We start from the raw sequence: 25,066 nt of genomic DNA, 5'->3' as shown, positions 1-25,066 counted from the left end.
CAAACTAGACGGCCTAGCTTTTCCCTTTCGGACCTGACGACGGCGAGGGTTCTGGCGTGACGAGGAGCCCGTTGGGCCGGTGCGTGCCGTCCATCAGCGACTCGAGCCACTCGCGGTTGAGCGGCGCGATCACTCCCTCGTCGTAGCGGAAGCGGATGGGAAGACCGTTGTCGACCCAGATGGCCTCGCGGCCACCGTCGCCCTCGCGAATCCAGCTGAGGGCGAAGGACTCCCGGCGCCGCAGCTTCGTCGTGATCACGACCTGCACGTGGGCCAGCAGCCGATCCGAGAACTCGTAGTCGGCTCCCCCGTAGCTCAGTACTCCCACCCCACGTCCTCCTCGGTTCCTTCGCTGATCCAGCGGATATGTAGTTAGTCTAATCATATTGCTTGCTCGTCTAGCAAAATGCCGGGCGATCCATTTCAAGCCCTACTCGGCGGCCCCGCCCTCCCGGAGAATGAACGCTGTGAGCACCTACCGCCTCCAGATCTCGCCCGCCTTCACCCTCCGCGACGCCACGCAGGTGCTCGACCACATCCAGCGCCTCGGCGCGGACTGGGTCTACCTGTCGCCCCTCCTGGAGGCGGAGCCGGGTTCGATGCACGGCTACGACGTGGTCGACCACAGTCGAGTGGATGCGTCGCGCGGGGGCCCTGCGGCGCTGCGCGAGTTCGCCGACGCCGCGCACGGCCGGGGCCTCAAGGTGCTCGTCGACATCGTCCCCAACCACATGGGCGTCGCCACCCCCGCGGTCAACGCCTGGTGGTGGGATGTGCTCGAGAACGGCCAGGAGTCGCCGTATGCCTCGTACTTCGACATCGACTGGGAGTTCGGACACGGACGTCTGCGTCTCCCCATCTTCGGGGACGGCCCGGACGAGGAGGACGCGCTCCGCATCGAGGACGGCGAGCTGCGCTACTACGACCACCGCTTCCCGATCGCGCCCGGCACCGGCGATGGAACACCTCGCGAGGTCCACGCCCGCCAGCACTACGAGCTGATGTCCTGGCGCCGGGCCGACGCCGAGCTCAACTACCGCCGGTTCTTCGCCGTCAGCACCCTCGCCGGGCTCCGCGTCGAGGACCAGCGGGTGTTCGACGACACGCACCGCGAGATCGGCCGCTGGCTCAGCGAGGGGCTCGTCGACGGCCTCCGCGTCGATCACCCGGACGGCCTCCGCGACCCCGGCCAGTACCTGGAGCGCCTGCGCGACCTCGCCGGCGACGCCCCGATCTGGGTCGAGAAGATCATCGAGGGCGACGAGCGGATGCCGGACTGGCCCGTGCAGGGCACCACCGGGTATGACGCCCTCGCGATCATCGACCGCGTCTTCGTCGACCCCTCGGGAGAGGGACCGCTGACCGCTCTCGCGGGTGAGATCGACGAGCGCGAGGAGAGCCAGGACTGGGTGGAGCTCGTCCACCGCCGCAAGCGCGCCGTCGCCGACGGCATCCTGCGCTCCGAGGTGCTCCGGGTCGTCCGCGAGCTCGGCGAGGGGACGGACGAGGAGATCGCGGACGCCGTCGCGGAGCTGGCGGCGTGGTTCCCCGTGTACCGCAGCTACCTGCCGTACGGCGACGAGTACCTGGAGGAGGCACGTCAGGCCGCCGCGGCGACGCGGCCGGACCTCGCACCCGTGATCGCTCGTATCGTCGACCGCCTGGGCGACCGGTTCGAGCAGACCACCGGCGCCATCATGGCGAAGGGCGTGGAGGACAACGCCTTCTACCGCTTCACGCGGCTCGTCTCGCTGACGGAGGTCGGCGCGGACCCGTCCGAGTTCGCGCTCTCGCCGGAGGAGTTCCACCGTCGGCAGAGCGACCGCGAGCGCCGGCTCCCCGAGTCGATGACGGTGCTGTCGACCCACGACACCAAGCGCGGAGAGGACACTCGGGCGCGCATCCACGTGCTGGCCGAGCTGCCGGGCCGCTGGGAGCGGTTCCTGCGGACGGTGCGCGAGCGCGTCGGCTTCGGCGACGGCTCGCTCGAGAGCCTGCTGTGGCAGTCGATCGTCGGCGCGTGGCCCGCGTCGCGCGAGCGCCTGCACGACTACGCCCTGAAAGCAGCGCGCGAGGCGGGCGCATCCACCGGCTGGACCGATCCCGACGAGGCGTTCGAGGAACGGATGTTCGCCGCTGTCGACGCCGCCTTCGACGACGAGCGCGTGCGGGCCGAGGTCGAGGCGCTGGCGGCGGTGATCGAGGCGCCCGGCGCGAGCAACGGCCTCGGCGCCAAGCTCCTGCAGCTGATGGCGCCCGGCATCCCGGACGTGTACCAGGGGTCCGAGCGCTGGGAGCGCTCGCTCGTCGACCCCGACAACCGCCGTCCCGTCGAGTTCGACGCGGCAGCCGCCCTCCTCGCCCACATCGATGAGGGATGGCAGCCCGAGATCGACTCGTCGGGCGCGGCGAAAGAGCTGGTCACCGCCAAGGCGCTCCGCCTGCGCCGCGACCGGCCGGAGCTGTTCAGCGGCTACCGCCCCGTCTACGCCGAGGGCTCGCGTGCCGGCCACCTCGTCGGCTTCGACCGCGGCGGTGCGATCGCACTCGCCACCCGCCTGCCCGTCGGGCTCTCCGCGACCGGCGGATGGGCGGACACCACCATCGACCTGGGAGAGGAGCCCATGCGCGACGAACTCACCGGACGCGACTACTCGGGCCGCGTCCCGCTCGCCGCCGTGTTCGAGACCTACCCGGTCGCCCTGCTGGCGGTGGCCCGATGACCGCCGCCGACCGCCGGTTCCCCGTGTGGGCCCCGGAGGCGCGATCGGTGGATGTGGTGCTCGGCGGCCTGGGCACCTTCCCGCTCGCGCGTGTGCCCGCGTCCGACGCGAGCCCGACCGGGGGATGGTGGGAGCTGGCGGAGGCGCCGGAGCTCCCGACCGAGCCCCTCGACTACGGCTTCCTCGTCGACGGCGACGGCCCTTTCCCCGATCCGAGGTCGCGCCGCCAGCCGAACGGCGTGCACGAGCTGAGCCGGGAGTTCGACCCGCGTGCCCACGCCTGGGACGACGGCGCGTGGGAGGGCCGCGACCTGACCGGCGCCGTGATCTACGAGCTGCACATCGGCACGTTCACACCCGAGGGCACCCTCGACGCCGCCGCCGCGCGGCTCGACCACCTGATCGCCCTCGACGTCGACGCGATCGAGCTGCTCCCGGTGAACGCCTTCAACGGGACGCACAACTGGGGCTACGACGGCGTGCTCTGGTACGCCGTCCAGGAGCAGTACGGCGGACCGGCGGCGTATCAGCGCTTCGTGGAGGAGTGCCACCGCCGGGGTCTCGCCGTCATCCAGGACGTCGTCTACAACCACCTCGGCCCGAGCGGCAACTACCTGCCGAAGTTCGGCCCGTACCTCGGCCAGGGCGCCAGCACCTGGGGTGTGAACATCAACCTCGACGGCCCGCAGTCCGACGAGGTGCGCCGCTACATCCTCGACAACGCCGAGTACTGGTTGCGCGAGATGCACGTCGACGGTCTGCGGCTGGATGCGGTGCACGCCCTGCAGGACCACCGAGCCACCCACCTGCTCGAGGAGCTCGCGCTCCTCGCCGACGAGCTCGCCGGGGAGACCGGCCGGCCGCGCACCCTGATCGCCGAGAGCGACCTGAACGACCCGAAGCTGATCCGCACCCGCTCGCACCACGGCTACGGCCTCCACGCACAGTGGGACGACGACGTGCACCACGCGATCCACGCCACCCTGAGCGGCGAGGACACGGGCTACTACAGCGATTTCGCCCGACCGGAGGCGCTGGTGAAGGTGTTCCAGCGCGGCTTCTTCCACGACGGCACCTGGTCGAGCTTCCGCGAGCGCCACCACGGCCGCCCGATCGACCCGGACATCCCCTTCACCCGCCTGGTCGTGTTCAGCCAGGACCACGACCAGATCGGCAACCGCGCCGCGGGCGACCGCCTCACCGCGACGCTCGACCCCGGACGTCTCGCGGCGGCCGCAGCCCTCACCCTGCTCGGCCCGTTCACGCCGATGCTCTTCATGGGCGAGGAGTGGGCCGCGACAACCCCGTGGCAGTTCTTCACCTCGCATCCCGAGCCCGAGTTGGGGAAGGCGACCGCCGAGGGCCGCATCGCGGAGTTCGCCAAGATGGGTTGGGACCCCGCCATCGTGCCCGACCCGCAGGACCCGGAGACCTTCCTGCGCTCCAAGCTCGACTGGTCGGAGCCGGAGCGACCGCAGAACGCGCGGATGCTCGACTGGTACCGCACCCTCACCGGCCTGCGCCGGACGATCCCCGCCGACGCGCCCGCGACCGAGGTGGCGTACACGGACGGCGTCTTCCGGTTCCGGCGCGGCGAGCTGCTCGTCGAGGTGAGCCTGTCGGGCACGGGCCTCGGCGAAGCCCCGACGGATGCGGTCGCGGCGTTCGGTGAGGCGGTGCGCGCGACGCGGCGGTAGGTCCGCTTATATATGCAATACTTCTCTCGATAGGGTGGAGGGATGACAGCCGCGGCGCATGACCCCACCACGCAGCAGATGATCGATCGCATCGTCAGCCGCAACTCCGGCCTGCTCGAGCGCCTGCGCGACGCGTAAGCCGCGCGCCTAACGGTCCGCAACCCCCGTGTCAATGCCTGGATGGGTGTGTCACCGCGCAGGTATCGTGGCGTTCTACCGAACGGAGGCACCGTGTCCCGACCCTGCCCCCGGCCCTATCGCCGGACCACCCCCAGCGCACGCCGCTCGCAGGGGTCGTCCCTGTGACGGCCGCCTCCACGCCGTACCCGCTCGGGGTGACCCTGCGCGACGGCGGTGCGAATGTCGCCGTCTACAGCGAGCGCGCCGACAAGGTCATCGTCTCGATCTTCGACCACCGCGGCCGTGAGAAGCAGACCGTGCTCACCGAGCGCACGGGGCATGTCTTCCACGGGTTCGTCCCCGACCTCACCGCAGGAACGCGCTACGGACTCCGCGTCGATGGACCGTGGGATCCGGCCAACGGGCTCCGGTTCTCCCCCGCCAAGGTCCTCCTCGCGCCGCAGGCCCGTGCAGTGACCGGGTCGTGGGACAACACGCAGGCCGTCTTCGGCCACCAGCTCGGCCGCCCGAAGCGCCGCAGCGACACCAACGGCGCCCGCCACGTCGCCCTCGGCATCGCCATCGACCCGCAGGAGTTCGACTGGGGCGACCATGAGCGCCCGCACACCCCGCTCAGCGAGACCATCATCTACGAGCTGCACGTGAAGGGCTTCACGAAGCTGATGGAGTGGGTGCCTGAGGAGTTCCGCGGCACCTACGCCGGGCTGGCGCATCCCGCCGCCGTCGAGTACCTCAAGAACCTCGGCGTCACCGCAGTGGAGCTTCTGCCCATCCACCAGTTCGTTCAGGATGCGCACCTGCAGGAGAAGGGCCTCCGCAACTACTGGGGCTACAACTCCATCGGCTTCTTCGCCCCGCACAACGAGTACTCGGCGACCGGTGACACCGGGCACCAGGTCGACGAGTTCAAGGGCATGGTGAAGGCCCTGCACGCCGCCGGCATCGAGGTCATCCTCGACGTGGTCTACAACCACACCGCGGAGGGCAACGACCTCGGGCCGACGTACAGCTTCAAGGGCATCGACAACCCGTCGTATTACCGGCTGGTCGAGGGGGATGCCGCCCATTACTTCGACACGACCGGCACCGGCAACAGCTTCAACGTGAGCCACCCGGCCGCCCTGCAGGTCATCATGGACTCGCTGCGGTACTGGGTCGAGGACATGCACATCGACGGGTTCCGCTTCGACCTGGCCACGACGCTGACGCGCCAGGGCGGCGACGCCAGCCTCCACAGCGCCTTCCTGACGCTGATCCAGCAGGACCCGACGCTCGCGCAGGTGAAGCTGATCGCCGAGCCGTGGGACGTCGCCGGCTACCAGCTGGGCGGGTTCCCTGCGGGCTGGGCGGAGTGGAACGGCAAGTTCCGCGACGACGTCCGCGACTACTGGCGCGGCACTCCCGGGGTGCTGTCCACCCTGTCCCAGCGTGTGCTCGGCAGCCCGGACATCTACGAGGATTCGCGCCGCGCCCCTCTGTCGAGCGTCAACTTCGTCACCGCGCACGACGGCTTCACGCTCGCCGACCTCACCAGCTACAACGAGAAGCACAACGAGGCGAACGGCGAGGACAACCGCGACGGCGAATCCGACAACCGCTCCAGCAACTACGGCGTCGAGGGTCCGACGGACGACCCCGGCATCAACGCTTTCCGCACGCGGCAGCGCAAGAACTTCCTCGCCACCGTGCTGCTGTCGGCCGGCGTCCCGATGATCCTCGGCGGCGACGAGATCGGGCGCACGCAGCGGGGCAACAACAACGCCTACTGCCAGGACAACGAGATCTCCTGGTTCGACTGGCAGAACGCCGACTGGGAGCTGCACGAGTTCACCTCCAAGCTCATCCGCCTGCGCCGCACCGAGCCCGCCCTCCGGCCGGAGTGGTACCGGCACGCACCCGACGTCGGCGGCCCGGATGTCGTCTGCATCGTCCGGGCGGACGGCGAGCCGTTCGCCGACGAGGACTGGGCGGATCCCGAGGCGCGCTCGATCGCGTTCGAGCTGCGGCACGAAGGGGCCGACTCGTTCCTGCTCATGCTGAACGCGGCCGGCAACGGTGTGGAGTTCGTGCTCCCCGACGCCCCGGGCTCGCACTGGGAGCTGGAGCTCTCGAGCGACCCCGAGCTTGCCTTGGCCGACGGCGAGAGCGTCATCCTCGGCGAGTCGTCCTTCGCCCTACTGAGGTCGCGGAGCAGCTGATGCCCGAGTCCACCATCCCCGCGCTGCTCGGTCGCTACCGGCCGCAGCACGTCATCGGCCGCGGCGGCGAGGCCAGCATCTTCCGCGCGACCGACGAGCTGCTCGGGCGCGAGGTCGCCATCAAGCTGTACCGGTCGGGCGGCGAGGAGGAGATGGCGCAGTACCGCACCGAGCAGGCGGCGCTCGCGCGGTTGAGCCACCACGGCATCGTCTCGCTGATCGACGCCGGGATCGACTACTCCTCTCCGAAGGACCCGCGGCCGTTCCTCATCATGGAGCTGGTCTCCGGCACCGACCTCGCCAGCATGCTGGCCCAGCGGGAGCTGACGCTGGAGGAGATCGCGGAGGTCGCCTACGACATCTCCGAAGCGCTCGAGTACGTGCACGCCAACGGGGTGGTGCACCGCGACATCAAGCCGTCGAACATCATGCTCGTGTCGTACGGCACGACGACCTTCCGGGCACGGGCGCGGCTCACCGACTTCGGGATCGCCAGCGGCATCGTCGGGACGCCCTCCCAGCCGGACGAGGGCAAGACGACCGGCACGGCGGCCTACCTCAGCCCCGAGCAGGCGATGCGTCAGCCGGCCACCTCGGCGAGCGATATCTACTCGCTGGGGCTCGTCCTGCTGGAGTGCTTCACACGCTCGGTCGCGTACCCCGGCGCCGCCGTCGAGTCGGCGATGGCCCGGCTGGAGCACGAGCCGCCCATCCCGGACGGCCTGCCGGACGACTGGTCACGCATCCTCCACGCCATGACCTCCATGGATCCGGCCGCGCGTCCCACCGCCGAGCAGCTGACACCGCTGTTCCGCGAGGCCGTCATCTCGGCGGCCGGTCTCCAGCAGCGGGCGTGACGGCGGACCGGATGGAGGCTGCGGCCGCGATCGAGGACCACGCCGCCCTCGGCGACGGCCGCACCGTCGCCCTGATCGACCGCTCCGGCACGGTCGACTGGCTGCCCGTCCCCAACCTCGACTCCGCCCCCGCCTTCGCGGCGCTGCTCGATCCGGAGCGCGGAGGCCGCATCCTGCTGCGTCCCGTCACCGCGTTCCGGACCCGTCGGCGGTACCTCCCCGGCACCAACGTTCTCGAGACGACCTTCATCGCGGAGAACGGCACGGTGCGGGTCACCGACGCACTGGTCACCGGCGTCGCCGGACGCCTGCCGTGGCTGGAGCTGGCACGCCGCATCGAGGGGGTCAGCGGAACGGTCGTCATGGACTGGGCGGTCGAGCCCGGCACGATGCTCGGCGGGAGCAGCCCGTGGGCGGAGCGCGTGGACGGCAAGCGCATCCTCCGCGTCGGGAAGGTCAACATCGGGGTCACCGGCCTCAACGACGCCGAGGAGGATGCGGATGCGCCCCGGTTCCGCGGCCGCATCCGGGTCGTCGAGGGCTCCCGCCGGACGCTCACCATCGTCGCGACCGACGACGAGCCGCTGCACCTGCCCGACCCGGGCAACGTCGACATCGGGATCGACCGGACGATCGGCAACTGGGAGCTATGGTCCCGGACCTTCTCGTATCAGGGGCCGTGGGATGACGCCGTACAGCGCAGCGCGCTCGCTCTGAAGCTGTTGCTGTACGCGCCGACCGGCGCCATCGCGGCCGCCGCGACCACCTCCCTCCCCGAGACCGACCGCGGCGGCAAGAACTGGGACTACCGCTTCGCGTGGGTCCGCGACACCGCGTACACGCTGCGCGCCCTGGCGCGCTTCGGTCTGCGGGAGGAGACGCACGCCGCGATCTCGTGGCTGCTCCGCGCCGTGAAGGGCGACGTCTCCGAACTGCGGGTGCTGTACGGGCTGCGGGAGGAGTCGACAGCCGAGCCGCAGACGCACGACGTGCCCGGGTGGCGCGGCATCGGACCGGTCGTCACCGGCAACCGGGCGGCCGGCCAGCTGCAACTCGGCGTGTACGGCGATCTCCTCAGCGTCGCGCTCGCCTACGCCGCCGCCGGCAACGTGCTCGACGTCCCGACCCGCCGACTGGTCGCAGACGTGGCCGACCGCGTCTGCGACATCTGGCGCCTGCCCGACTCCGGGATGTGGGAGCTCAGCGAACTCCGCCACCACACCTCGTCGAAGATGGGATGCTGGCAGGCGCTGCAGGCCGCCCTGCAGCTCGTCGGGCTGGGCCAGATCGAAGGCAATCCGTCGCGCTGGCGTCGGGAGGCCGACGCCATCCACGCCTGGGTGAATGAGCGGTGCTGGTCCGAGCGCCTCGGCGCGTACACGATGGCCGCCGACGAGGACGAGCTCGATGCGTCGGTGCTGCTCCATGCTCCAAGCGGCTTCGACCGGGGCGAACGGATGCGCTCCACCATCGTCGCGCTCCGGCGCGAGCTGGGCGACGGTCCGCTGCTCTACCGCTTCACCGGCGCGGCAGCCGAGGGCGAGCGTCCATTCACCGCGTGCTCCTTCTGGCTCGCCGCCGCCCTGGCCTGCGTCGGCGAGATCGAGGGGGCGACGACGCTGATGGATGACCTGGTCGGCCGCGCGAACGACGTCGGCCTCTACGCCGAGATGATGGATGCGGACGGCGCCTTCTGGGGCAACTTCCCGCAGGCGCTCTCCCACCTGGGACTGATCGACGCGGCCCTGACCATCGCCGACCTGCGTCCCTGAGCGCGCGCGCCGCCGCGGGAAACGGAGGACATCGTGCGGGCTCCGCCCCGCACCCGCCTCCGTTCGGCCCATTCCGCCGGCGTGTCGGCCCGCGGCACCTCCCTTTCGCGCACGCCGCCCGGTCAGCGCGCCCGTGCGGCCAGCGTCTCCGCGATCGCGTGCGGAACCGTCTCGTCCTGCAGCGATGTCGTATCGCCGAGCGGCCGGCCGTCGAACAGGTCGACCAGCAGGCGGCGCATGATCTTGCCCGACCGCGTCTTCGGGAGGTCCCCGACGATGACCACGTGACGCGGCTTCGCGATCGCGCCGATCTCGCGCGTGACCTGGTCGCGGAGGTCGGCCTCCCCCGGCGTCTCCCCCGACGGCACCACGAAAGCGGCCACCGCCTGGCCGGTCGTGTCGTCGCCCACGCCGACGACGGCCGCCTCGGCGACCCGGGGATGCGCGACCAGCGCCGACTCGATCTCGATGGTCGACAGCCGGTGACCGGAGACGTTGATCACGTCGTCGAGACGGCCGAGCAGCCAGATGTATCCATCGTCGTCGACCGCGGCGCCGTCTCCGGCCAGGAAGTACCCGCGGTCGGCGTACGGCCGCCAGTACGAGTCGCGGTAGCGCTCCGGGTCGCCCCATACCGTGCGCGACATGGCCGGCCACGTGCCGTCGATGACGATCGAGCCGCCCGAGCCGCGGGGCACATCCTCGCCTCGCTCGTCGACGACCCGCACCGTGACGCCGGGCACAGCGACCGTCGCCGAGCCGGGCTTCAGCGCGGTCACCCCGGGCAGCGGGGCGACGATCGCGGCGCCGGACTCGGACTGCCACCACGTGTCGACCACCGGCGCGCGTCCCGCACCGAGGTTCTCGCGGAACCAGACCCACGCCTCCGGGTTGATCGCCTCGCCGACCGTGCCGAGAAGCCGGATGCTGGAGAGGTCCCAGCCCTCCCCCGGCCCATCCGGGAACCAGGTCATGAAGGTGCGGATCAGCGTCGGCGCCGTGTAGTAGGTGGTCACGCCGTAGCGCTCGATGATCTCGAAGTGCCGGCCGGTGTGCGGGGTGTTCGGCGTCCCCTCGTAGATGACGGAGGTCGCGCCGTTCGAAAGCGGACCGTACAGCACGTAGGTGTGCGCGGTGACCCAGGCGAGGTCCGCCGTGCACCAGTACACGTCGTCGTCCTTGGCGTCGAACAGCGCCCAGTGGCTCCACGACGCCTGGGTCAGGTAGCCGCCGGTGGTGTGGACGACGCCCTTCGGTCGCCCCGTCGTCCCGGACGTGTAGATGATGAACAGCGGCGTCTCGGCGTCGAAGGATTCAGCCTTGTGCACGTCGGGCGCCGTCTCGACGACCTCGTGCCACCACACGTCGCGTCCGGGCGTCCAGGGCACGTCCGGCGTCAGGTCGCCCGTCCGCCGGACGACCAGCACATGCTCGATCGCGTTGTCGCCGACGACCGCCGCATCCGCATTCGCCTTGACGGCCACGGCGGATCCCCGGCGGAACTGCCCGTCGGAGGTCACCAGCAGTTTGGCTCCCGTGTCCTCCACCCGGAAGCGCAGCGCCTCCGCCGAGAAGCCACCGAACACGAGCGAGTGGATGGCGCCCACGCGCGCGATGGCAAGGGTGATGACGACCGTCTCGGGGATGACGGGGAGGTACACGACGACGCGGTCCCCCTTCCCGACGCCCAACGCCGTGAGGGCGTTCGCCGCCTGCGCCACCCGCCGCTGAAGGTCCGCGTACGTGATCGTCTCGCGGTCGCCCGGCTCGCCCTCGAAGTGCAGGGCGACGCGGTCGCCCCGGCCCGCGGCGACGTGTCGGTCGACGCAGTTGACGGCCGCGTTGAGGCGGCCGCCCGCGAACCACTCGGCCCGCGGGACCGTCAGCTCGCCGTCGACACCGGGCGCGGCCGGTTGCCACGTGTGTGCCGTGTGCCACGGTTCCGCCCAGTCGAGGCGGGCGGCCTGGCGCTCCCAGAACGCCACCGGGTCGGCGGCGGCCTCCGCGAACACGGAGGCGTCGACGTTCGCCTGCGCCGCGAACTCCTCGGACGGCCGGTACAGCCGCGTCTCGCGGCCGAGGTTCTCGATCGGGGTGCTCACCCTCCGACGCTATCCGCCCCGCCGCGTGCGCCCCTCCGCCCTCGCAACCTTCCGTAACCCGCCGCATCCCCACCGTCGAGTCCTCAAACTTTGCACGCCGCGACGGTGATTCGTGTGCAATTTGTGCGGACTCGACGGTGGGGGGATGCGGGGTCAGGCGCCGACGTAGCGGGCGAGGTGCTCGCCGGTGAGGGTGGAGCGGGCGGCGACGAGGTCGGCGGGGGTGCCCTCGAAGACGAGTCGGCCGCCGTCGTGGCCGGCTCCGGGCCCGAGGTCGATGATCCAGTCGGCGTGCGCCATCACGGCCTGGTGGTGCTCGATCACGATCACCGACTTCCCCGCGTCGACCAGCCGATCGAGAAGTCCGAGCAGCTGCTCCACGTCTGCCAGGTGCAGGCCGGTCGTCGGCTCGTCGAGCACGTACACCCCGCCCTTCTCGGCCATGTGCGTCGCCAGCTTGAGCCGCTGCCGTTCGCCGCCCGAGAGCGTGGTGAGCGGCTGACCGATCGTCAGATAGCCGAGCCCCACATCCGACAGCCGCTGCAGGATGGCGTGCGCAGCGGGCAGCTTCGCCTCCCCTCCCGCGAAGAACTCCTCGGCCTCGGTGACCGGCATCGCCAGCACCTCGCTGATGTCGCGGCCGCCCAGGTGGTACTCGAGCACCGACTCGTCGAAGCGCTTGCCCTCGCACACCTCGCACACCGTCGAGACGCCGGCCATCACGCCGAGGTCGGTGTAGATGACCCCGGCGCCGTTGCAGTTCGGGCACGCGCCCTCGGAGTTGGCGCTGAACAGAGCCGGCTTCACCCCGTTGGCCTTCGCGAACGCCTTGCGGATCGGCTCCAGCATCCCGGTGTAGGTCGCCGGGTTGCTGCGGCGCGAGCCGCGGATCGCGCCCTGATCGACCGACACGACGCCGTCGCGCGGCGCCACGGACCCGTGGATGAGGGAGCTCTTCCCCGACCCGGCCACCCCCGTGACGACCACCAGCACGCCGAGCGGGATGTCGACATCCACTCCCTGCAGGTTGTGCTCGGAGGCGCCGCGCACCTCGAGTGCTCCCTTCGGCGTCCGCACCGTCTCCTTGAGGTGCGCGCGGTCGTCGAGGTGCCGCCCGGTGAGGGTGTCGCTCGAGCGGAGCTCCTCCACCGTGCCCTCGAAGACGACCTCGCCTCCGGCCGAGCCGGCTCGCGGACCGAGGTCCACGACGTGGTCCGCGATCGCGATCGCCTCGGGTTTGTGCTCGACCACGAGCACCGTGTTCCCCTTGTCGCGCAGCTGCAGCAGGAGTTCGTTCATCCGCTGGATGTCGTGCGGATGCAGCCCGACGGTCGGCTCGTCGAAGACATACGTCACATCGGTGAGCGACGACCCCAGGTGGCGGATCATCTTCGTGCGCTGCGCCTCGCCGCCCGACAGCGTGCCGGAGGGCCGGTCGAGCGACAGGTAACCGAGCCCGATGTCGACGAACGAGTCGAGCAGGTGCTGCAGGTTCTTGAGCAGTGGACGGACGGACGGCTCATCGAGCCCGCGCACCCAGTCCGACAGGTCGGTGATCTGCATGGCACAGGCGTCGGCGATGCTGATGCCGGCGATCTTCGACGACCGGGCGCCCTCGCTCAGCCGGGTGCCGCCGCATTCGGGACACGTCGCGAAGGTGACGGCGCGCTCCACGAACGCGCGGATGTGCGGCTGCATCGCGTCGACATCCTTCGACAGCATCGACTTCTGGACCTTGGGGACGAGTCCCTCGTAGGTCATGTTGATGCCCTCGATCTTCACCTTGACCGGCTCTTTGTAGAGGAAGTCCTGGCGTTCTTGCTCGGTGAACTCGCGGATCGGCTTGTCCGCGGGAACGAAGCCCGAGCTCCCGATGATGCGCACCGACCAGCCGTCGGCCGTGTAGCCCGGGATGGTGATGGCGCCCTCCGCGAGCGACTTGCTGTCGTCGAAGAGCTGGGTGAGGTCGATGTCGCTCACGCTGCCCATGCCCTCGCAGCGCGGACACATACCGCCGAGCTGCGTGAACTCGCGCGATTCCGTCTTGCCGCCGACGGTGATCGCGCCGCGTCCGGTGACCGAGGGGATGTTGAACGAGAAGGCCTGCGGCGAGCCGATGTGCGGCTGACCGAGCCGGCTGAACAGGATGCGCAGCATCGCGTTCGCGTCGGTCACCGTGCCGACCGTCGACCGCGCGTTCGCGCCCATGCGCTCCTGGTCGACGATGATGGCGGTCGTCAGCCCTTCGAGCACGTCAACGTCCGGTCGGGCCAGCGACGGCATGAATCCCTGGACGAACGCGCTGTAGGTCTCGTTGATCATGCGCTGCGACTCGGCGGCGATCGTGCCGAACACCAGCGAGCTCTTGCCCGACCCCGAGACGCCTGTGAACACCGTCAGCCGCCGCTTGGGCAGCTCGACGCTGACGTCTTTCAGGTTGTTCTCGCGCGCCCCCTGGACGCGGATCAGATCGTGGCTGTCGGCCGCTGCGGTCATGTCGAATCCCTCCGTCGAACGCGACCCACGGTATATCAGGCGGTCGATTCTGCGGCCAGGATGCGGTAACGCAGCCGGGCGAACTGACCGACCGCCTCCGCGGATTCGAGGTGCAGGCGGTCGGACTCCACCCGCCGCGGGAAGAGCGGCGCGCCGCCGGTCAGCGCGACCGGCGCGATCGACACCGCCAGCTCATCCAGCGCGCCTGCGTCGAAGAACTGCCCCGCCAGGTCCCCTCCCCCGACGACCCAGATGTCGCCGTCGCCCGCCGCCTCGCGGATCGCGGGCAGCGCATCCGCCACCGAGCCGGAGACGAAGCGGATGTCCGCTCCCTCGGGCACCGGCAGCTCGCGGTGGGTGAACACGAAGGTCGGGCGCGTGCCGTGGAATTCCTGCCACTTCTCCGGCGCCTCGAGGATGCCGCTCTCGCGCAGCACCCACTCGTACGTCGTGCGCCCCTCGACCATCACGGTCGCTCCACGGGGGATCAGGCTCTCGTCCGGCTCCTCTCCGCCGGGCACCGCGAACAGCCAGGACAGCGAGTCGTGCTCATCGGCGATCCACCCGTTGATGGTCGCGGCCGTGTCGAAGACGATTCTCCCCATGCGCCCGACGGTACCGGCCACCACCGACACGGTGGGAGCATGGTGCGCATGGATGCCGTCGACGCGCTGAACGAGATCGCCTTCTGGCTGGAGCGGGAGCTCGCCCCGAGCTTCAAAGTGCAGGCCTTCCGCCGCGCGGCCGCCACGATCGCGCCCTTCGACCAGGAGGAGCTCGCCGCGCGGGTCGCCGACGGCAGGCTCAAGCGCACCAAGGGGATCGGCGACCGCACGTTCCAGGTCATCGCGCAGGCGGTGGAGGGCGGCGTACCGGACTACCTGGCCGACCTGCGCGAGCGCAACGCGCAGCCCCTCGAGACGGCAGGCGCGGACCTGCTCGCTCAGCTCCGAGGCGACCTGCACAGCCACACCGAGTGGTCCGACGGCACCGTCCCGATCGAGGTCATGGCCGCCGCCGCCGCGACGCTCGGCCGCGAGTACCAGGCGATCACCGACCACTCCCCCACACTCACGGTGGCGAGCGGGCTCAGTGCCGAGCGCCTGGAGGAGCAGCTGGACGTCATCGCAAGCCTCGACACCGGCTCCGTGACCCTGCTCCGCGGGATCGAGGTCGACATCCTCGAGGACGGCACGCTCGATCAGACGCCCGACCTGCTCGGCCGATTGGATGTGGTGGTCGGCAGCGTCCACTCCAAGCTCCGCTCCGACAAGCTGACGATGACGAAGCGCATGCTGGGCGGCATCCGCGACCCGCACACGAACGTCCTCGGCCACTGCACCGGCCGCCTGGTGCAGGGCTCGCGCGGCACCCGGCCGCCGTCGGAGTTCGATGCGGATGCGGTGTTCGCCGCGTGCGTCGAGAACCAGGTCGCCGTCGAGATCAACTCGCGGCCGGAACGTCAGGACCCGCCGGACGACCTCATCCAGCGCGCCCTCGACGCGGGATGCTTCTTCTCGATCGACACGGACGCGCACGCACCCGGCCAGCTCGACTTCCTCGCGTACGGCGCAGCGCGCGCCGCCGCGAACGGCGTTCCCGCCGACCGCATCATCACGACCTGGCCGCTGGACCGCCTGCGCACCTGGCTCGCCAAGTCCTAACCAGCATCGTCGAGGTGCACGTCGTTGTGCCCAACACGCCGCAGGAGTGCGCAACAAGGTGCACTTCGGCGGAGGAGGGGGTCAGAGCCCCCAGGCGGAGGCGGGAGCCTGCACGATCTCGACCGGGCGCGTGCTCCAGTGCGTGCCGTTGCCGTAGTGGCTGGTCGCCCAGGGCGAGGCCCAGATCGCGGCGGCGGTCGCATCGGCGGAGGTGCCGGCTTCGAGCCCGGCCACGATGTCCGGGTAGCCGCGCTGCAGGTTCTTCGCGCAGTACTCGGCCGCGGTGATCAGGTCCGGGTAGCTGCCGAGGCCCGCTCCACCGCCCGAGCCGTAGCCGTTGTTGAGAGGATTGTTACGGTTCCACCAGTCCGGCGGACCGTTCTCCTGGCGCATCCAGCGCAGCATCACCGTCACGTTCGCGTCGGTCTGCGGCCAGCCGCCGAACATCAACACCAGCTTCGCCCAGGCCTCGTTGGTGCCGACACGGGCGAGCGTCTGCAGCCCGTCGGTCGCGCTCAGGTCCTCGCGGTTGACGACAGGGGCGGCGATCGTCGCATCGACCAGCAGCTCCTGGGCGGGCGCCGGTGCAGCCGCAGCGGCCGTGGTCGAGCCGGACGCGCCGTCACCCGGCGCGAGCGTCGTCGACGGCGCGACGAGGAGGGTGGATGCGAGCGCGTCATCCGTCGGAACGATCGAGAATCCGCACACCAGGCCGATGACCGCGAGGCTCACGCCGATGCGGTGCTGAAGCGGCAGCAGGGGGCGTCTCCGCGACCTCGGCAGCCGGATCCGCACGCGCTGCGTCGGCACAGCGGCGCGACGGCCTGCCGAGCGGCGGCCGCGGGAACGACGGGGGGCGGATGCGGACTGCATACCCGACGAAGGGTACCAGCGTCACGCTGAATCGCCACCGGGAGTTCTAGCCGGTGACCTCGTTGAGGCGGCCGAGCAACTCCGCCAGGCGACGCACATCCTCTTCGCCCCAGCGCCGGAGGCCCCGGTACAGCGTCGCCTGGTCGGCGGCGCGCACCTCGTTGACCTTCTCGATGGCCTCGGGCGTCGCCGCGATGAAGCTGGCCCGCCGGTCGGTCGGGTCGGTCTTGCGCTCGATGAAGCCCATGTCCTCCAGCAGCTTCACCTGCCGGCTGATCACGCTCTTGTCGGTGTAGAGCATGGCGGCGAGGGCTCCGGCGTGGATGGGGCCGCTGCGCACGATCGTCGTCAGCAGTTTGTAGCTTCCCGGCTGCAGGTCCGGGTGGATGCGCACCGCGCGATCGCGCATCGCCGTGCCGACCTGGTTGAACAGCCGGGTGAACTGCTCCTCCACCTCGGAGATGGCCGCGTCGCTCGCCGGTTCCGGGGCGGCGGGAAGGGTGGCGGCGGAGCCCGCCGCCACCCGATCCGTGTTGTCCATGGCCGCGATCATAACGTGACCGTCTAGCGGCCGTTCCCAGCCGGGCTGTCGCCGTCGCCGGCTCGCCGGACCGCGGCGACCGAACCGGTGGCCGGGGCGCCGATCAGCGCTTCCGCGACCTCCACCGCGTTCTCCTCCGCGGCCTCGAGCGGTGTCTCGGCGTTCTCCTCGCGCATCCGCTCGATGGCGGTCTTGCTGCCGAGCTTGATGTTCGGGAGGAAGAGGATGGCGATGACGGAGATGATCGCGAGCGGGACGGCGACCAGGAAGATGTCAGCGACGGCCTGGCCGTAGACCGACTCGACGATGGTCCGGATCGGCACCGGGAGGGTGTTGACCTCGGGGAGCGTCCCGCTCTGCAGCGACTTGGCGGCGGCGACGCCCTTCGCGCCGAGCTTGCCGACGGCGGTCAGCAGCTCCTGGTGGCGGTCGGCCATCATGTCCTTCACCGCGGTGCCCAGGATGGATCCCATCACCGAGACGCCGATGGTGCCGCCGAGGCTGCGGAAGAACGCGACGTTCGAGCTGGCGGCGCCGAGCTGGTCCGGGCGGACCGTGTTCTGGACGATGAGCACCAGGTTCTGCATGACCATGCCGACGCCAGCGCCGAGCACGAGCATGTAGAGGGAGACGAGCCCGTAGTTCGTGTCGTACTCGATGGTGCTCATCAGGTACAGGCCGGCGGTGAGCAGCACGGACCCGGCGATCATGAAGCCCTTCCATTTGCCGAACCGGCTGATCAGGTTGCCCACGATCATGGAGGAGAGCAGCAGTCCGAGGATCATCGGCAGCGTCAGCAGACCGGACTCCGTCGGCGTCGCGCCGCGGGCGAGCTGCATGTACTGACCGAGGAAGACGGACGTGCCGAACATGGCGACACCGACCGAGATCGACGCGATGACGGCGAGCGTGAACGTGCGGTTCTTGAACATCCCGAGCGGGATGATCGGCTCCTTCACGACGAGCTCTGTCACGATCGTCGCGACGATGAGCGCGATCGAGCCTCCCACCATCCACATGGTCTCAGCGCTCCACCAGTCGAAGTTCTTGCCCGCGAGCGAGACCCAGATCAGCAGGAGCGAGACGCCGGCCGCGAGGAAGATCGCGCCGAGGTAGTCGATGCGCACCTTCCGCGCCGGACGCTTCGGCAGGCGAAGCGTGAACTGGAGCAGGATGATCGCGACCACCGCGACGGGCACGCCGACGAAGAAGTTCCAGCGCCAGCCGATCGAGTCGGTCAGCAGGCCGCCGATCAGCGGGCCGCCGACCGTTCCGACGGCCATGACACCGCCGAACAGGCCCATGTACCGGCCGCGCTCACGCGGGCTGATGATGTCGGCCATGATGATCTGGCTGAGTGCGGTCAGGCCGCCGGCGCCGAGGCCCTGGACCACGCGGAAGCCGATGAGCATGTTGGTGTCCTGCGAGAAGCCGGCCATCGCGGAGCCCGCGACGAAGATCACGAGGGCGAGCTGGATGAGCAACTTGCGGTTGAGCAGGTCGGCGAGCTTGCCCCAGATGGGCGTCGACACCGTGGTGGCGAGCAGCGTGCTGGTGACGACCCAGGTGTAGGCGGTCTGGTCGCCGTGCAGTTCGGAGATGATCCGCGGCATCGAGGTCGACACGACCGTGCCCGCGAGGATCGAGACGAACATCCCGAGCAGGAGTCCGGAGAGGGATTCGAGCACCTGCCGGTGCGACATCACGACCGGTGACCCATCCCTGGAGAGCGTTGTTGACATGTGGATCCTTCGCACGATTGGTTGACGACGATCAACCATATATAATTAGGTGACCAAAGTCAACTAACAGCGTACACGACTGCAAACTTTCCTCCTATGCAAAGTTCAACAACCGACGGCCTCCGCGAGCGCAAGAAGGCCCAGGTCAGAGCCGACCTCGAACGCGCCACCCTGGAACTCGCGCTGGAGCGCGACCTCGACGAGGTGACGGTCGACGAGATCTGTGCGCGCGTTCCGGTCTCCCACCGCACCTTCTTCAACTACTTCGACACGAAGGAGGACGCGCTCTTCGACGTGCGGCGCGCGTGGGGCGACCCGGTGTGGATCGGCGGCCGCCTGACCGACGCGTACCGGGGAAGCGTCGTCGCCGCCCTCGTCGACACCCTGTTCACCGCATCGCTCCCGGACGAGCAGGATGCGGAGCTCCGCGAGGCGCGCATGCTCATCGCCGCGCGTCACTCAGGCCTCCTCCGGCGCCGTCTCGGACGGTTCGACGACCTGCGATCGGGACTCGTCTCCGCCGTCGCCGCGTTCCTGACGGACATCTGCCGGGACGACGACGATGTGCCCCGAGGAGCCTTGGGCGAGGAGGACGCCGCCGCCCGCGCCGAGCTGCTCGTCGTCGCGTGCATCGCCGCCATCCGCATCGCCGTCCGCGAATGGGCCGAGGCGGGCGGGGACGGCTCCGCCGCCGAGGTCGCCGACCGCGCCGTGGCGATCACGCGGTCGGTCGCACCGTTCGTCCGCTGAGCGTCTTCACACCGTCGGGCGGCGGACGTCCAGTCTTCGCGCGCGGCCGCTCCCTACGCTGAGGGGATGCACTCGCGGCGACAGGCCTCGTGGGCCCTGCGCGCCCCGGCCCACTGGATCGTCTGGACCGTCGTCCTCTTCGCGGTCACGATCGGGCTCGGCTTCGCTGCGAAGGCGCTGCCCGCACTGCGCTTCGACGGTCTCGACGCGGCCGTGAACCGGGTCAACTCCCCTCTGCTCGACGACGCCGCCCTGCTGCTCGACCGCCTCGACCATCCCGTCGTGGTGGCGGCGATCCTCGTCGTCGTGTTCGTCATCCTGCTGTTCGCGGTGGGATGGCGCCGAGCGCTGGGCGCGTGCGTCGTCACAGGCGCCGGCTGGCTGACCACGCTGGTCGTCAAGACGGTCGTCGCGCAGCCGCGGCCGTCCACTGCCGACCTGACCCACGTCCTGCACATCTCGCCGGCGACGCTCAGCTACCCCAGCGGGCACGTGGTCTTCGCCGCGGCGCTCGTGACGGCCCTGGCCATGGTGTGCCGCGCGGGGCTCCCCCGAGCCATCGTGGTCGTCGTGGGCGCCGTGTTCGTGCTGGCCGTCGCCTGGTCGCGACTCTATGTCGGCGTCCACTACGGCACGGATGTCGTGGGCGGCGTGCTGAACGGTGTCGCCGGCGCCGTGCTGTTCGCCGGTCTCTGGAACCTGGCGACGCGCGGCCGCCGCCGCACGCGCTGACCGGGCGGGTCGTCCGACCTACGCAGTCTCTCCGCAGTCCGACGGTCCCGTGACCGCGGGGACGGGCGGGATGGTGGTGCCACACCATCCCCGATCGACGACGAAGAACTTTCTTTCTTCGATCGCGTCATGATCCGCAATTCACTGCGTCCAAGTCAGTGAACGCCCGTACCGCTATTCAAGGACCCGACCCTTATGACCGGTGAACTCGACGACCTCTCCGACGCCGACCTGATCGTCCTCGCACGAGACGGAGACACGCTCGCCTACGGCGTGCTCTGGAAGCGGCATTGGCAGGCCGGCCGCGCCATGGCGGCCTCCATCACCGGCCGGTTCGACCCCGACGATCTCGCGTCGGAGGCGTTCGCGCGCATCCTGACCTCGCTCGGCCGCGGCAAGGGCCCCACCTCGGGATTCCGCTCCTACCTCGCGACGACGGTCCGCAACGTGGCCATCGACTGGTCGCGCCGGAAGACGACGCCGAACATCGAAGACGCCGACGTCATCGAAGACTGGACCTTCAGCGAGGTCACGGCCCTCGATCGCATGGACAGGCAGACGATGGCGAAGGCCTTCTACGCCCTGCCCGACAAGTGGCAGGAGGTGCTCTGGTACACCGAGATCGAAGACATGGCGCCCCGTGAGGTGGCGCCGCTCATGGGCCTCAACGCCAACGCGGTCTCCGCGCTCGCGCTCCGCGCACGCGAAGGGCTCCGGCAGTCCTGGATCAACGCCCACCTGGCGAGCGCGCCGACCGAGGACCCGATCCACGCGTGGACGCTGAAGAAGCTCGGCCCGTTCGTTCGAGGGCGCCTCGCCAAGGCCGACCGCCGCAAGGTGACACAGCACCTCGACGCCTGCGAGCGCTGCGCGGACGCCGCCTCCGAGGCCGACCGCGTTGGCTCGCGGATTGCTCTCGGAATCCTGCCCCTGTTCCTGGGGCTCGCCGGCGCGACCGTGTACCTCTCGACGATCGGCGGATCGGGAACCGCCGTCGCGGCGACGCTCACCGAAACGACGCCGGCCGGTCGGGCGGCCACCGATCCGGCGGCCACCGTCCGCACCGGCGGCCGGCTGCGGCAGCTGTCGAGCGCGGCGACGGGTAGTTCCAAGGCCGGGATGGCCGCCGTCGCGGCCAGTGTGGTGGCGGCGGCAGCCCTCACCTGCGGGGTGGTCGTCGCCGCACCCGGGTCGGAGCTCGCCGCGGCCGAGACCGGGAGCGGCTCCACGTCCGGCTCGCAAAGCGCGGGCGGCGACGGGCCCGACCGCGTGGCCGAGACGTCACGCCCCACGCCGGAGCAGAAGGCTCAACTCAAGCCGGAGGCTCCCGCGACGGGCGTCTCGCCCGTCCCCGATCCGGATGGCGACGGCAGCACTCCGCCCGTGGTCGACTCTCCGATCACCGAGCCCATCGTCCCCGTGGTTCCGAGCGGGCCCGGCGCCGAGGCGCCGGTGCTCCCGCCGGACGCCGCCCCCGCGCCCACTCCGCAGGGCTGCGTCGCCGCCATCCAGGCGATCCCGGCGGCCGACACGCTGCTCGCGTACCGACTGGACGACGAGTCCGGAGCCCGCACCGCGACGGACCTCGTCCACGGGAGCACCGCACGCTATGCGGGACACCCCGGCGCGGGCGAGTGGAACCTGACGGACGAGACGCTTCGGCAGCCCGTCGACCGGTTCACCATCCAGATCTGGTTCCAGGCGACCGAGGGCGGCGGCCGGCTGCTGGGGTTCAGCGGATCGAGCGACGGAGTCTCGGCGTACTACGACCGCCACCTGTTCCTGACGGATGACGGCCGTCTGGTGTTCGGTGTCTTCCCGGAGGCCGTCCGAACCGTGACCTCCACATCCAGCTACACCGATGGCCGCTGGCACCAGGCCACCGCGACGTTGTCGGACGACGGCATGGCGCTGTACGTCGACGGCGAGAGGGTCGCTCACGACGGCTCCGTCACGCAGGCGCACGCGTTTCCCGGCCATTGGCGCATCGGAGCCGACAACCTCGACAACTGGGGGCCGGAGACTCCGTCGGCACGGCAGATCACGGGGAGCCTCGCTTTCGCGGCCGTCTACGGCGTCCCGTTGTCTGCCGACCAGGTGCGCGCCCAATGGAAGCTGTGCAGCTGAGTTCGTCGCGTCACGATCGCTCGGCAACAACGTCTACATAAGCGGAGAGCGCGTCATCGGGCTTCGCGCGTCTCCACCGGAGCGCCCCCAATGGGCCTCCCTTTCGGAGTGGCTCGGCCCGCTCGTCGGGTATCGAACCGGCCGGGCCGCTCCGTCACAACACACCGCAACGTGCCGACGAGAGGACGCGAGGACGAGATGAGGCTGATGCACTGGAATCCGCGGGAGCGTGCTGCCGGGCTCGTCAGTGTGACGACCGATGGATGGCGCGGCGAGATCGTCACGCCACTGATCCCCCGTGACCCCACCTCGCCGCTCCGTTCGGCTCTCCTCAACGAGCGGGCCGAGCGCCTGGGCGAGCTCCGCATCCTCGACTTCCGGGTCTACGACACGGTACGCGTCGAGGAGAACGGCCCGGGCGACAGCTACCGGATCATCGACCGGTTCAAGATCGCGATCGGCGTCGAGCGCCCCGCCTGAGCCGCTCAGCCCGCTCGCCCGCTCAGCCGCTACCGAGAGTCACCGTGGTGGTCTGGCGCCGGCCGTCCCGCACGTAGACCACGTCGACACCGTCGCCGGGTTTGCTCGTGAGCTGGATCGCCGTGAGGTCGTCGACGCTGCCGACGGGCCTGCCGTCGACGCGGGTGATCACATCCCCCGCCCGCAGGCCTGCCTGCTGCGACGGTCCACCGGGCGTCACCGACTGCACGTACAGTCCCGGCTGGTCGTTGTCGCCCTGGCCGGGCTGGATGGGCGTGACCGAGATCCCGAAGATCGGATAGGTCACCTTGCCGGTCGAGATGATCTGCTGCGCGATCGGCATCGCCACCGCCTGCGGGACCGCGAAGCCGATGCCGACGCTCCCGCCGCCCGCTTCCCCGGAGGCGCCGGGAACGGTCGCGATGGCCGAGTTCACTCCGATGAGCCGGCCGTCGCAGTCGACGAGCGCGCCCCCCGAGTTACCGGGATTGATCGAGGCGTCGGTCTGGATCGCATCCGCCAGCACAGCGTTGCGGTCGCTGTCGCTCTGCACCGGGACGGTGCGACCGAGGGCGCTCACCACTCCCGTCGTGACCGTGCTGGAGAGGCCCAGCGGGGCGCCGAGCGCGACCACCGGCTGGCCGACCTTGAGCGTTGTGGAGTCCCCCTGCTTGATGACGGGAAGTCCGCTGGCCTCCACCTTCACCACGGCGATGTCGGCGCGCGGCGAACGCCCGACGAGCTTCGCCGGGTGAGTGGTCCCGTCGTTGTAGAGGACGGTGATCTTCGCGCCCTCCGCCGCGGGGGCGATGACATGGTTGTTGGTGAGGATGTAACCGTCGGCGGAGATGATCTCCCCGCTGCCGGTGCCGCCTGACCCGTCGCCGGCGACCACCCCGATCGTCACGATCGAGGGGAGCACGTCGCTCGCGATGCGTTCGGCGTCGCACACCGACGCGGACGACAGCGAAGCGGACCGGGCCGGCGCCATCCCGAGTGTTGATGCACCCGAGCGGAGGGTGAGACCGCCGAGCACGCCCGATCCCAGCAGGATGACCGCGCCCAGCACGGCGAGCAGCACGGTCGCCCACACCGGGAACCGCCCGGGTCGGTCCGTCCTCTTCTGGTCGGTCGACGTCATCTCTCGCGCCCCCTCGCTTCTGTTCGGGGTCATGGTGTCTCGACCGGTCGAGAGCTGGATAGACAGTTGGGTCGAGAGCTACGCCACGAGGGACGCGAGGACTAATGTGAACGCATGGATTTCGGCGACGATGTGTTCACCGCATTCCTCGTGCACCCCGACCAGCCCGGGCTGGACCGGTCGATCGACCTCCCGGTGCTCGAAACGCATCCCCCTGTCCGCGTACGCATCCCGGCGGACCAGGCGATGGAGGTCTACGAACTGGTGACCGCGGACGATTGGCCTCGCGAGGCGATCTACCGGCACGTCGGCCGCGAGTCGTCTGCCTCCTGACCACTCGATGGACTAGCGGAATCGCGTGGGTTCACGTCAAGCTACTTCTCGACGCCGGTCGATGTGCGACGGGGAGGGGTGGGGTGCGGTGAACGAGGACGCGAACGCCTTTCCGGAGCGGGGATCACCCGGGTGGATGCGCGTGCAGGGCCACCCCGACGTCGCCAGGATGGAGGTCGTCGGCCGCACGATACGCGTCCGGCTGGTCTCCGGCGTCGAGCTGGAATGGCGGCGCGACGACGATTCGGTGGACGACCGTTCGCACGCGTGACTTTATGGAAAACAGCTAGTCCCCAACGGACGCTCGAAGGTGCATCATGGCCACGCCGCCATCGACGGGTCCGACTCCCGCCGGGCGGGAGGAGGCACAGAAGATGGCTGACGAATTCGACTACATCCACCCACCGCACCCTCCGCGCCTCCGTGAGCATGTCGGCCTGATCCGCTGGACCCACGACTCCGAGGGCGGGTGGGTGACGGAGACCGTCACCGGCCAGTTTGCCGGGGGCGACTCGCAGCGCTGGCTGCTTCGGCTCTACTCCGGAGTCGAGCTCGAATACGACCTGGAGACGTGGGCGCCGTATCAGCCACACCTGTGACAGCTGTCTTTCGAGCCGTACCCGCTCCTGACACCATGCGAGACGTAACACCCAACAGGGGCGTCGGCTCATGGATCAGACGACGGTCAGGGCCGGCG

At 70.1% G+C, this 25,066-nt stretch carries 21 protein-coding genes; 13 read left to right on the top strand and 8 right to left on the bottom strand.

The genetic code is table 11. The features are described from left to right. Positions 1-13: 13 nt before the first annotated feature. Positions 14-328, bottom strand: coding sequence for a DUF7882 family protein (locus ABIC47_RS11155; RefSeq protein ID WP_018189263.1), 315 nt, complete (start codon positions 326-328; stop codon positions 14-16). A 130-nt stretch (positions 329-458) separates the two neighbouring features. Here ABIC47_RS11155 and treY point away from each other — a divergent pair, with 130 nt between their 5' ends. The 5 genes from treY (at position 459) to ABIC47_RS11130 (ending at position 9,388) form a co-directional block, all read left to right on the top strand. Beyond that, positions 459-2,723 carry a malto-oligosyltrehalose synthase gene (gene treY, locus ABIC47_RS11150; RefSeq protein ID WP_354480396.1) on the top strand — a complete coding sequence of 755 codons (2,265 nt, stop codon included), beginning with the start codon at positions 459-461 and terminating at the stop codon, positions 2,721-2,723. Next, entirely contained in the window at positions 2,720-4,420 is a 1,701-nt protein-coding gene (gene treZ / locus ABIC47_RS11145) for a malto-oligosyltrehalose trehalohydrolase (RefSeq protein ID WP_354480394.1), read from the top strand. Before treY ends, treZ begins: the two co-directional genes overlap by 4 nt. Positions 4,421-4,722: 302 nt before the next feature. After that, entirely contained in the window at positions 4,723-6,759 is a 2,037-nt protein-coding gene (glgX, locus tag ABIC47_RS11140) for a glycogen debranching protein GlgX (RefSeq protein WP_354480392.1), read from the top strand. After that, complete coding sequence (locus ABIC47_RS11135) at positions 6,759-7,616, top strand: serine/threonine-protein kinase (RefSeq protein ID WP_020076010.1); 858 nt, start codon at positions 6,759-6,761, stop codon at positions 7,614-7,616. Before glgX ends, ABIC47_RS11135 begins: the two co-directional genes overlap by 1 nt. Further along, a complete protein-coding gene (locus ABIC47_RS11130; protein ID WP_354480389.1) occupies positions 7,613-9,388 on the top strand; it encodes a glycoside hydrolase family 15 protein in 1,776 nt (591 codons plus the stop codon). Before ABIC47_RS11135 ends, ABIC47_RS11130 begins: the two co-directional genes overlap by 4 nt. A 122-nt stretch (positions 9,389-9,510) precedes the next feature. Here ABIC47_RS11130 and acs read toward each other — a convergent pair whose 3' ends face one another. The 3 genes from acs to ABIC47_RS11115 all read right to left on the bottom strand — a co-directional run bounded on the left by acs (position 9,511) and on the right by ABIC47_RS11115 (position 14,591). Continuing rightward, positions 9,511-11,490, bottom strand: a complete 1,980-nt coding sequence (gene acs / locus ABIC47_RS11125; RefSeq protein WP_354480386.1) for an acetate--CoA ligase — start codon at positions 11,488-11,490, stop codon at positions 9,511-9,513. 153 nt (positions 11,491-11,643) lie between these two features. Next, on the bottom strand, positions 11,644-13,986 hold the full coding sequence (locus ABIC47_RS11120; RefSeq protein ID WP_354480383.1) for an ATP-binding cassette domain-containing protein: 2,343 nt from the start codon (positions 13,984-13,986) through the stop codon (positions 11,644-11,646). 35 nt (positions 13,987-14,021) lie between these two features. Beyond that, positions 14,022-14,591, bottom strand: a complete 570-nt coding sequence (locus tag ABIC47_RS11115) for a dihydrofolate reductase family protein (RefSeq protein WP_089879816.1) — start codon at positions 14,589-14,591, stop codon at positions 14,022-14,024. Positions 14,592-14,639: 48 nt separating this feature from the next. On the opposite strand from ABIC47_RS11115, the gene ABIC47_RS11110 reads away from it, so the two are divergent. Next, positions 14,640-15,650 carry a PHP domain-containing protein gene (locus tag ABIC47_RS11110; RefSeq protein WP_354480379.1) on the top strand — a complete coding sequence of 337 codons (1,011 nt, stop codon included), beginning with the start codon at positions 14,640-14,642 and terminating at the stop codon, positions 15,648-15,650. A gap of 81 nt (positions 15,651-15,731) precedes the next feature. On the opposite strand, the gene ABIC47_RS11105 is transcribed toward ABIC47_RS11110, so the two are convergent. The 3 genes from ABIC47_RS11105 to ABIC47_RS11095 are packed head-to-tail and all read right to left on the bottom strand — an operon-like array spanning position 15,732 to position 18,767. Further along, the gene (locus ABIC47_RS11105; protein ID WP_354480377.1) at positions 15,732-16,523 is read right to left on the bottom strand and encodes a hypothetical protein; all 792 of its coding nucleotides are present in this window, start codon (positions 16,521-16,523) and stop codon (positions 15,732-15,734) included. 46 nt (positions 16,524-16,569) lie between these two features. After that, positions 16,570-17,064, bottom strand: coding sequence for a MarR family winged helix-turn-helix transcriptional regulator (locus ABIC47_RS11100; RefSeq protein WP_231374299.1), 495 nt, complete (start codon positions 17,062-17,064; stop codon positions 16,570-16,572). Between the two features lie 23 nt (positions 17,065-17,087). Next, positions 17,088-18,767: an MDR family MFS transporter gene (locus ABIC47_RS11095; RefSeq protein WP_354480872.1), complete on the bottom strand. Its 1,680-nt coding sequence runs from the start codon at positions 18,765-18,767 to the stop codon at positions 17,088-17,090. Between the two features lie 135 nt (positions 18,768-18,902). On the opposite strand from ABIC47_RS11095, the gene ABIC47_RS11090 reads away from it, so the two are divergent. The 4 genes from ABIC47_RS11090 to ABIC47_RS11075 all read left to right on the top strand — a co-directional run bounded on the left by ABIC47_RS11090 (position 18,903) and on the right by ABIC47_RS11075 (position 22,895). Further along, a complete protein-coding gene (locus tag ABIC47_RS11090; protein WP_354480375.1) occupies positions 18,903-19,556 on the top strand; it encodes a TetR/AcrR family transcriptional regulator in 654 nt (217 codons plus the stop codon). Positions 19,557-19,622: 66 nt separating this feature from the next. Beyond that, on the top strand, positions 19,623-20,288 hold the full coding sequence (locus ABIC47_RS11085; RefSeq protein WP_354480372.1) for a phosphatase PAP2 family protein: 666 nt from the start codon (positions 19,623-19,625) through the stop codon (positions 20,286-20,288). 195 nt (positions 20,289-20,483) lie between these two features. Further along, entirely contained in the window at positions 20,484-22,415 is a 1,932-nt protein-coding gene (locus ABIC47_RS11080) for a sigma-70 family RNA polymerase sigma factor (RefSeq protein ID WP_354480370.1), read from the top strand. 207 nt (positions 22,416-22,622) lie between these two features. Then, entirely contained in the window at positions 22,623-22,895 is a 273-nt protein-coding gene (locus ABIC47_RS11075) for a hypothetical protein (protein WP_020076022.1), read from the top strand. Between the two features lie 22 nt (positions 22,896-22,917). Here ABIC47_RS11075 and ABIC47_RS11070 read toward each other — a convergent pair whose 3' ends face one another. Further along, a complete protein-coding gene (locus ABIC47_RS11070) occupies positions 22,918-24,036 on the bottom strand; it encodes a S1C family serine protease (protein WP_018189244.1) in 1,119 nt (372 codons plus the stop codon). Between the two features lie 114 nt (positions 24,037-24,150). On the opposite strand from ABIC47_RS11070, the gene ABIC47_RS11065 reads away from it, so the two are divergent. The 3 genes from ABIC47_RS11065 to ABIC47_RS11055 all read left to right on the top strand — a co-directional run bounded on the left by ABIC47_RS11065 (position 24,151) and on the right by ABIC47_RS11055 (position 24,968). Next, positions 24,151-24,369 (top strand): hypothetical protein, encoded by a 219-nt coding sequence (locus ABIC47_RS11065; RefSeq protein WP_018189243.1) that lies wholly within the window; start codon positions 24,151-24,153, stop codon positions 24,367-24,369. Positions 24,370-24,457: 88 nt separating this feature from the next. After that, on the top strand, positions 24,458-24,640 hold the full coding sequence (locus ABIC47_RS11060) for a hypothetical protein (RefSeq protein ID WP_354480365.1): 183 nt from the start codon (positions 24,458-24,460) through the stop codon (positions 24,638-24,640). Between the two features lie 103 nt (positions 24,641-24,743). Continuing rightward, positions 24,744-24,968 (top strand): hypothetical protein, encoded by a 225-nt coding sequence (locus ABIC47_RS11055; RefSeq protein WP_018189241.1) that lies wholly within the window; start codon positions 24,744-24,746, stop codon positions 24,966-24,968. Positions 24,969-25,066 lie beyond the last annotated feature (98 nt).

It is taken from the genome of Leifsonia sp. 563, from assembly GCF_040545055.1.
In the GTDB taxonomy this organism is placed as follows: Bacteria; Actinomycetota; Actinomycetes; order Actinomycetales; family Microbacteriaceae; genus Leifsonia.
This window is presented reverse-complemented; position numbering and strand designations above follow the sequence as displayed.

Coding starts and splice junctions, on each gene's coding strand:
- treY (WP_354480396.1), top strand. CDS start 459: ATGAACGCTGTGAGCACCTACCGCCTCCAGATCTCGCCCGCCTTCACC.
- treZ (WP_354480394.1), top strand. CDS start 2,720: ATGACCGCCGCCGACCGCCGGTTCCCCGTGTGGGCCCCGGAGGCGCGA.
- ABIC47_RS11135 (WP_020076010.1), top strand. CDS start 6,759: ATGCCCGAGTCCACCATCCCCGCGCTGCTCGGTCGCTACCGGCCGCAG.
- ABIC47_RS11120 (WP_354480383.1), bottom strand. CDS start 13,986: ATGACCGCAGCGGCCGACAGCCACGATCTGATCCGCGTCCAGGGGGCG.
- ABIC47_RS11115 (WP_089879816.1), bottom strand. CDS start 14,591: ATGGGGAGAATCGTCTTCGACACGGCCGCGACCATCAACGGGTGGATC.
- ABIC47_RS11110 (WP_354480379.1), top strand. CDS start 14,640: ATGGATGCCGTCGACGCGCTGAACGAGATCGCCTTCTGGCTGGAGCGG.
- ABIC47_RS11105 (WP_354480377.1), bottom strand. CDS start 16,523: ATGCAGTCCGCATCCGCCCCCCGTCGTTCCCGCGGCCGCCGCTCGGCA.
- ABIC47_RS11100 (WP_231374299.1), bottom strand. CDS start 17,064: ATGGACAACACGGATCGGGTGGCGGCGGGCTCCGCCGCCACCCTTCCC.
- ABIC47_RS11095 (WP_354480872.1), bottom strand. CDS start 18,767: ATGTCGCACCGGCAGGTGCTCGAATCCCTCTCCGGACTCCTGCTCGGG.
- ABIC47_RS11090 (WP_354480375.1), top strand. CDS start 18,903: ATGCAAAGTTCAACAACCGACGGCCTCCGCGAGCGCAAGAAGGCCCAG.
- ABIC47_RS11085 (WP_354480372.1), top strand. CDS start 19,623: ATGCACTCGCGGCGACAGGCCTCGTGGGCCCTGCGCGCCCCGGCCCAC.
- ABIC47_RS11080 (WP_354480370.1), top strand. CDS start 20,484: ATGACCGGTGAACTCGACGACCTCTCCGACGCCGACCTGATCGTCCTC.
- ABIC47_RS11075 (WP_020076022.1), top strand. CDS start 22,623: ATGCACTGGAATCCGCGGGAGCGTGCTGCCGGGCTCGTCAGTGTGACG.
- ABIC47_RS11070 (WP_018189244.1), bottom strand. CDS start 24,036: ATGACGTCGACCGACCAGAAGAGGACGGACCGACCCGGGCGGTTCCCG.
- ABIC47_RS11065 (WP_018189243.1), top strand. CDS start 24,151: ATGGATTTCGGCGACGATGTGTTCACCGCATTCCTCGTGCACCCCGAC.
- ABIC47_RS11055 (WP_018189241.1), top strand. CDS start 24,744: ATGGCTGACGAATTCGACTACATCCACCCACCGCACCCTCCGCGCCTC.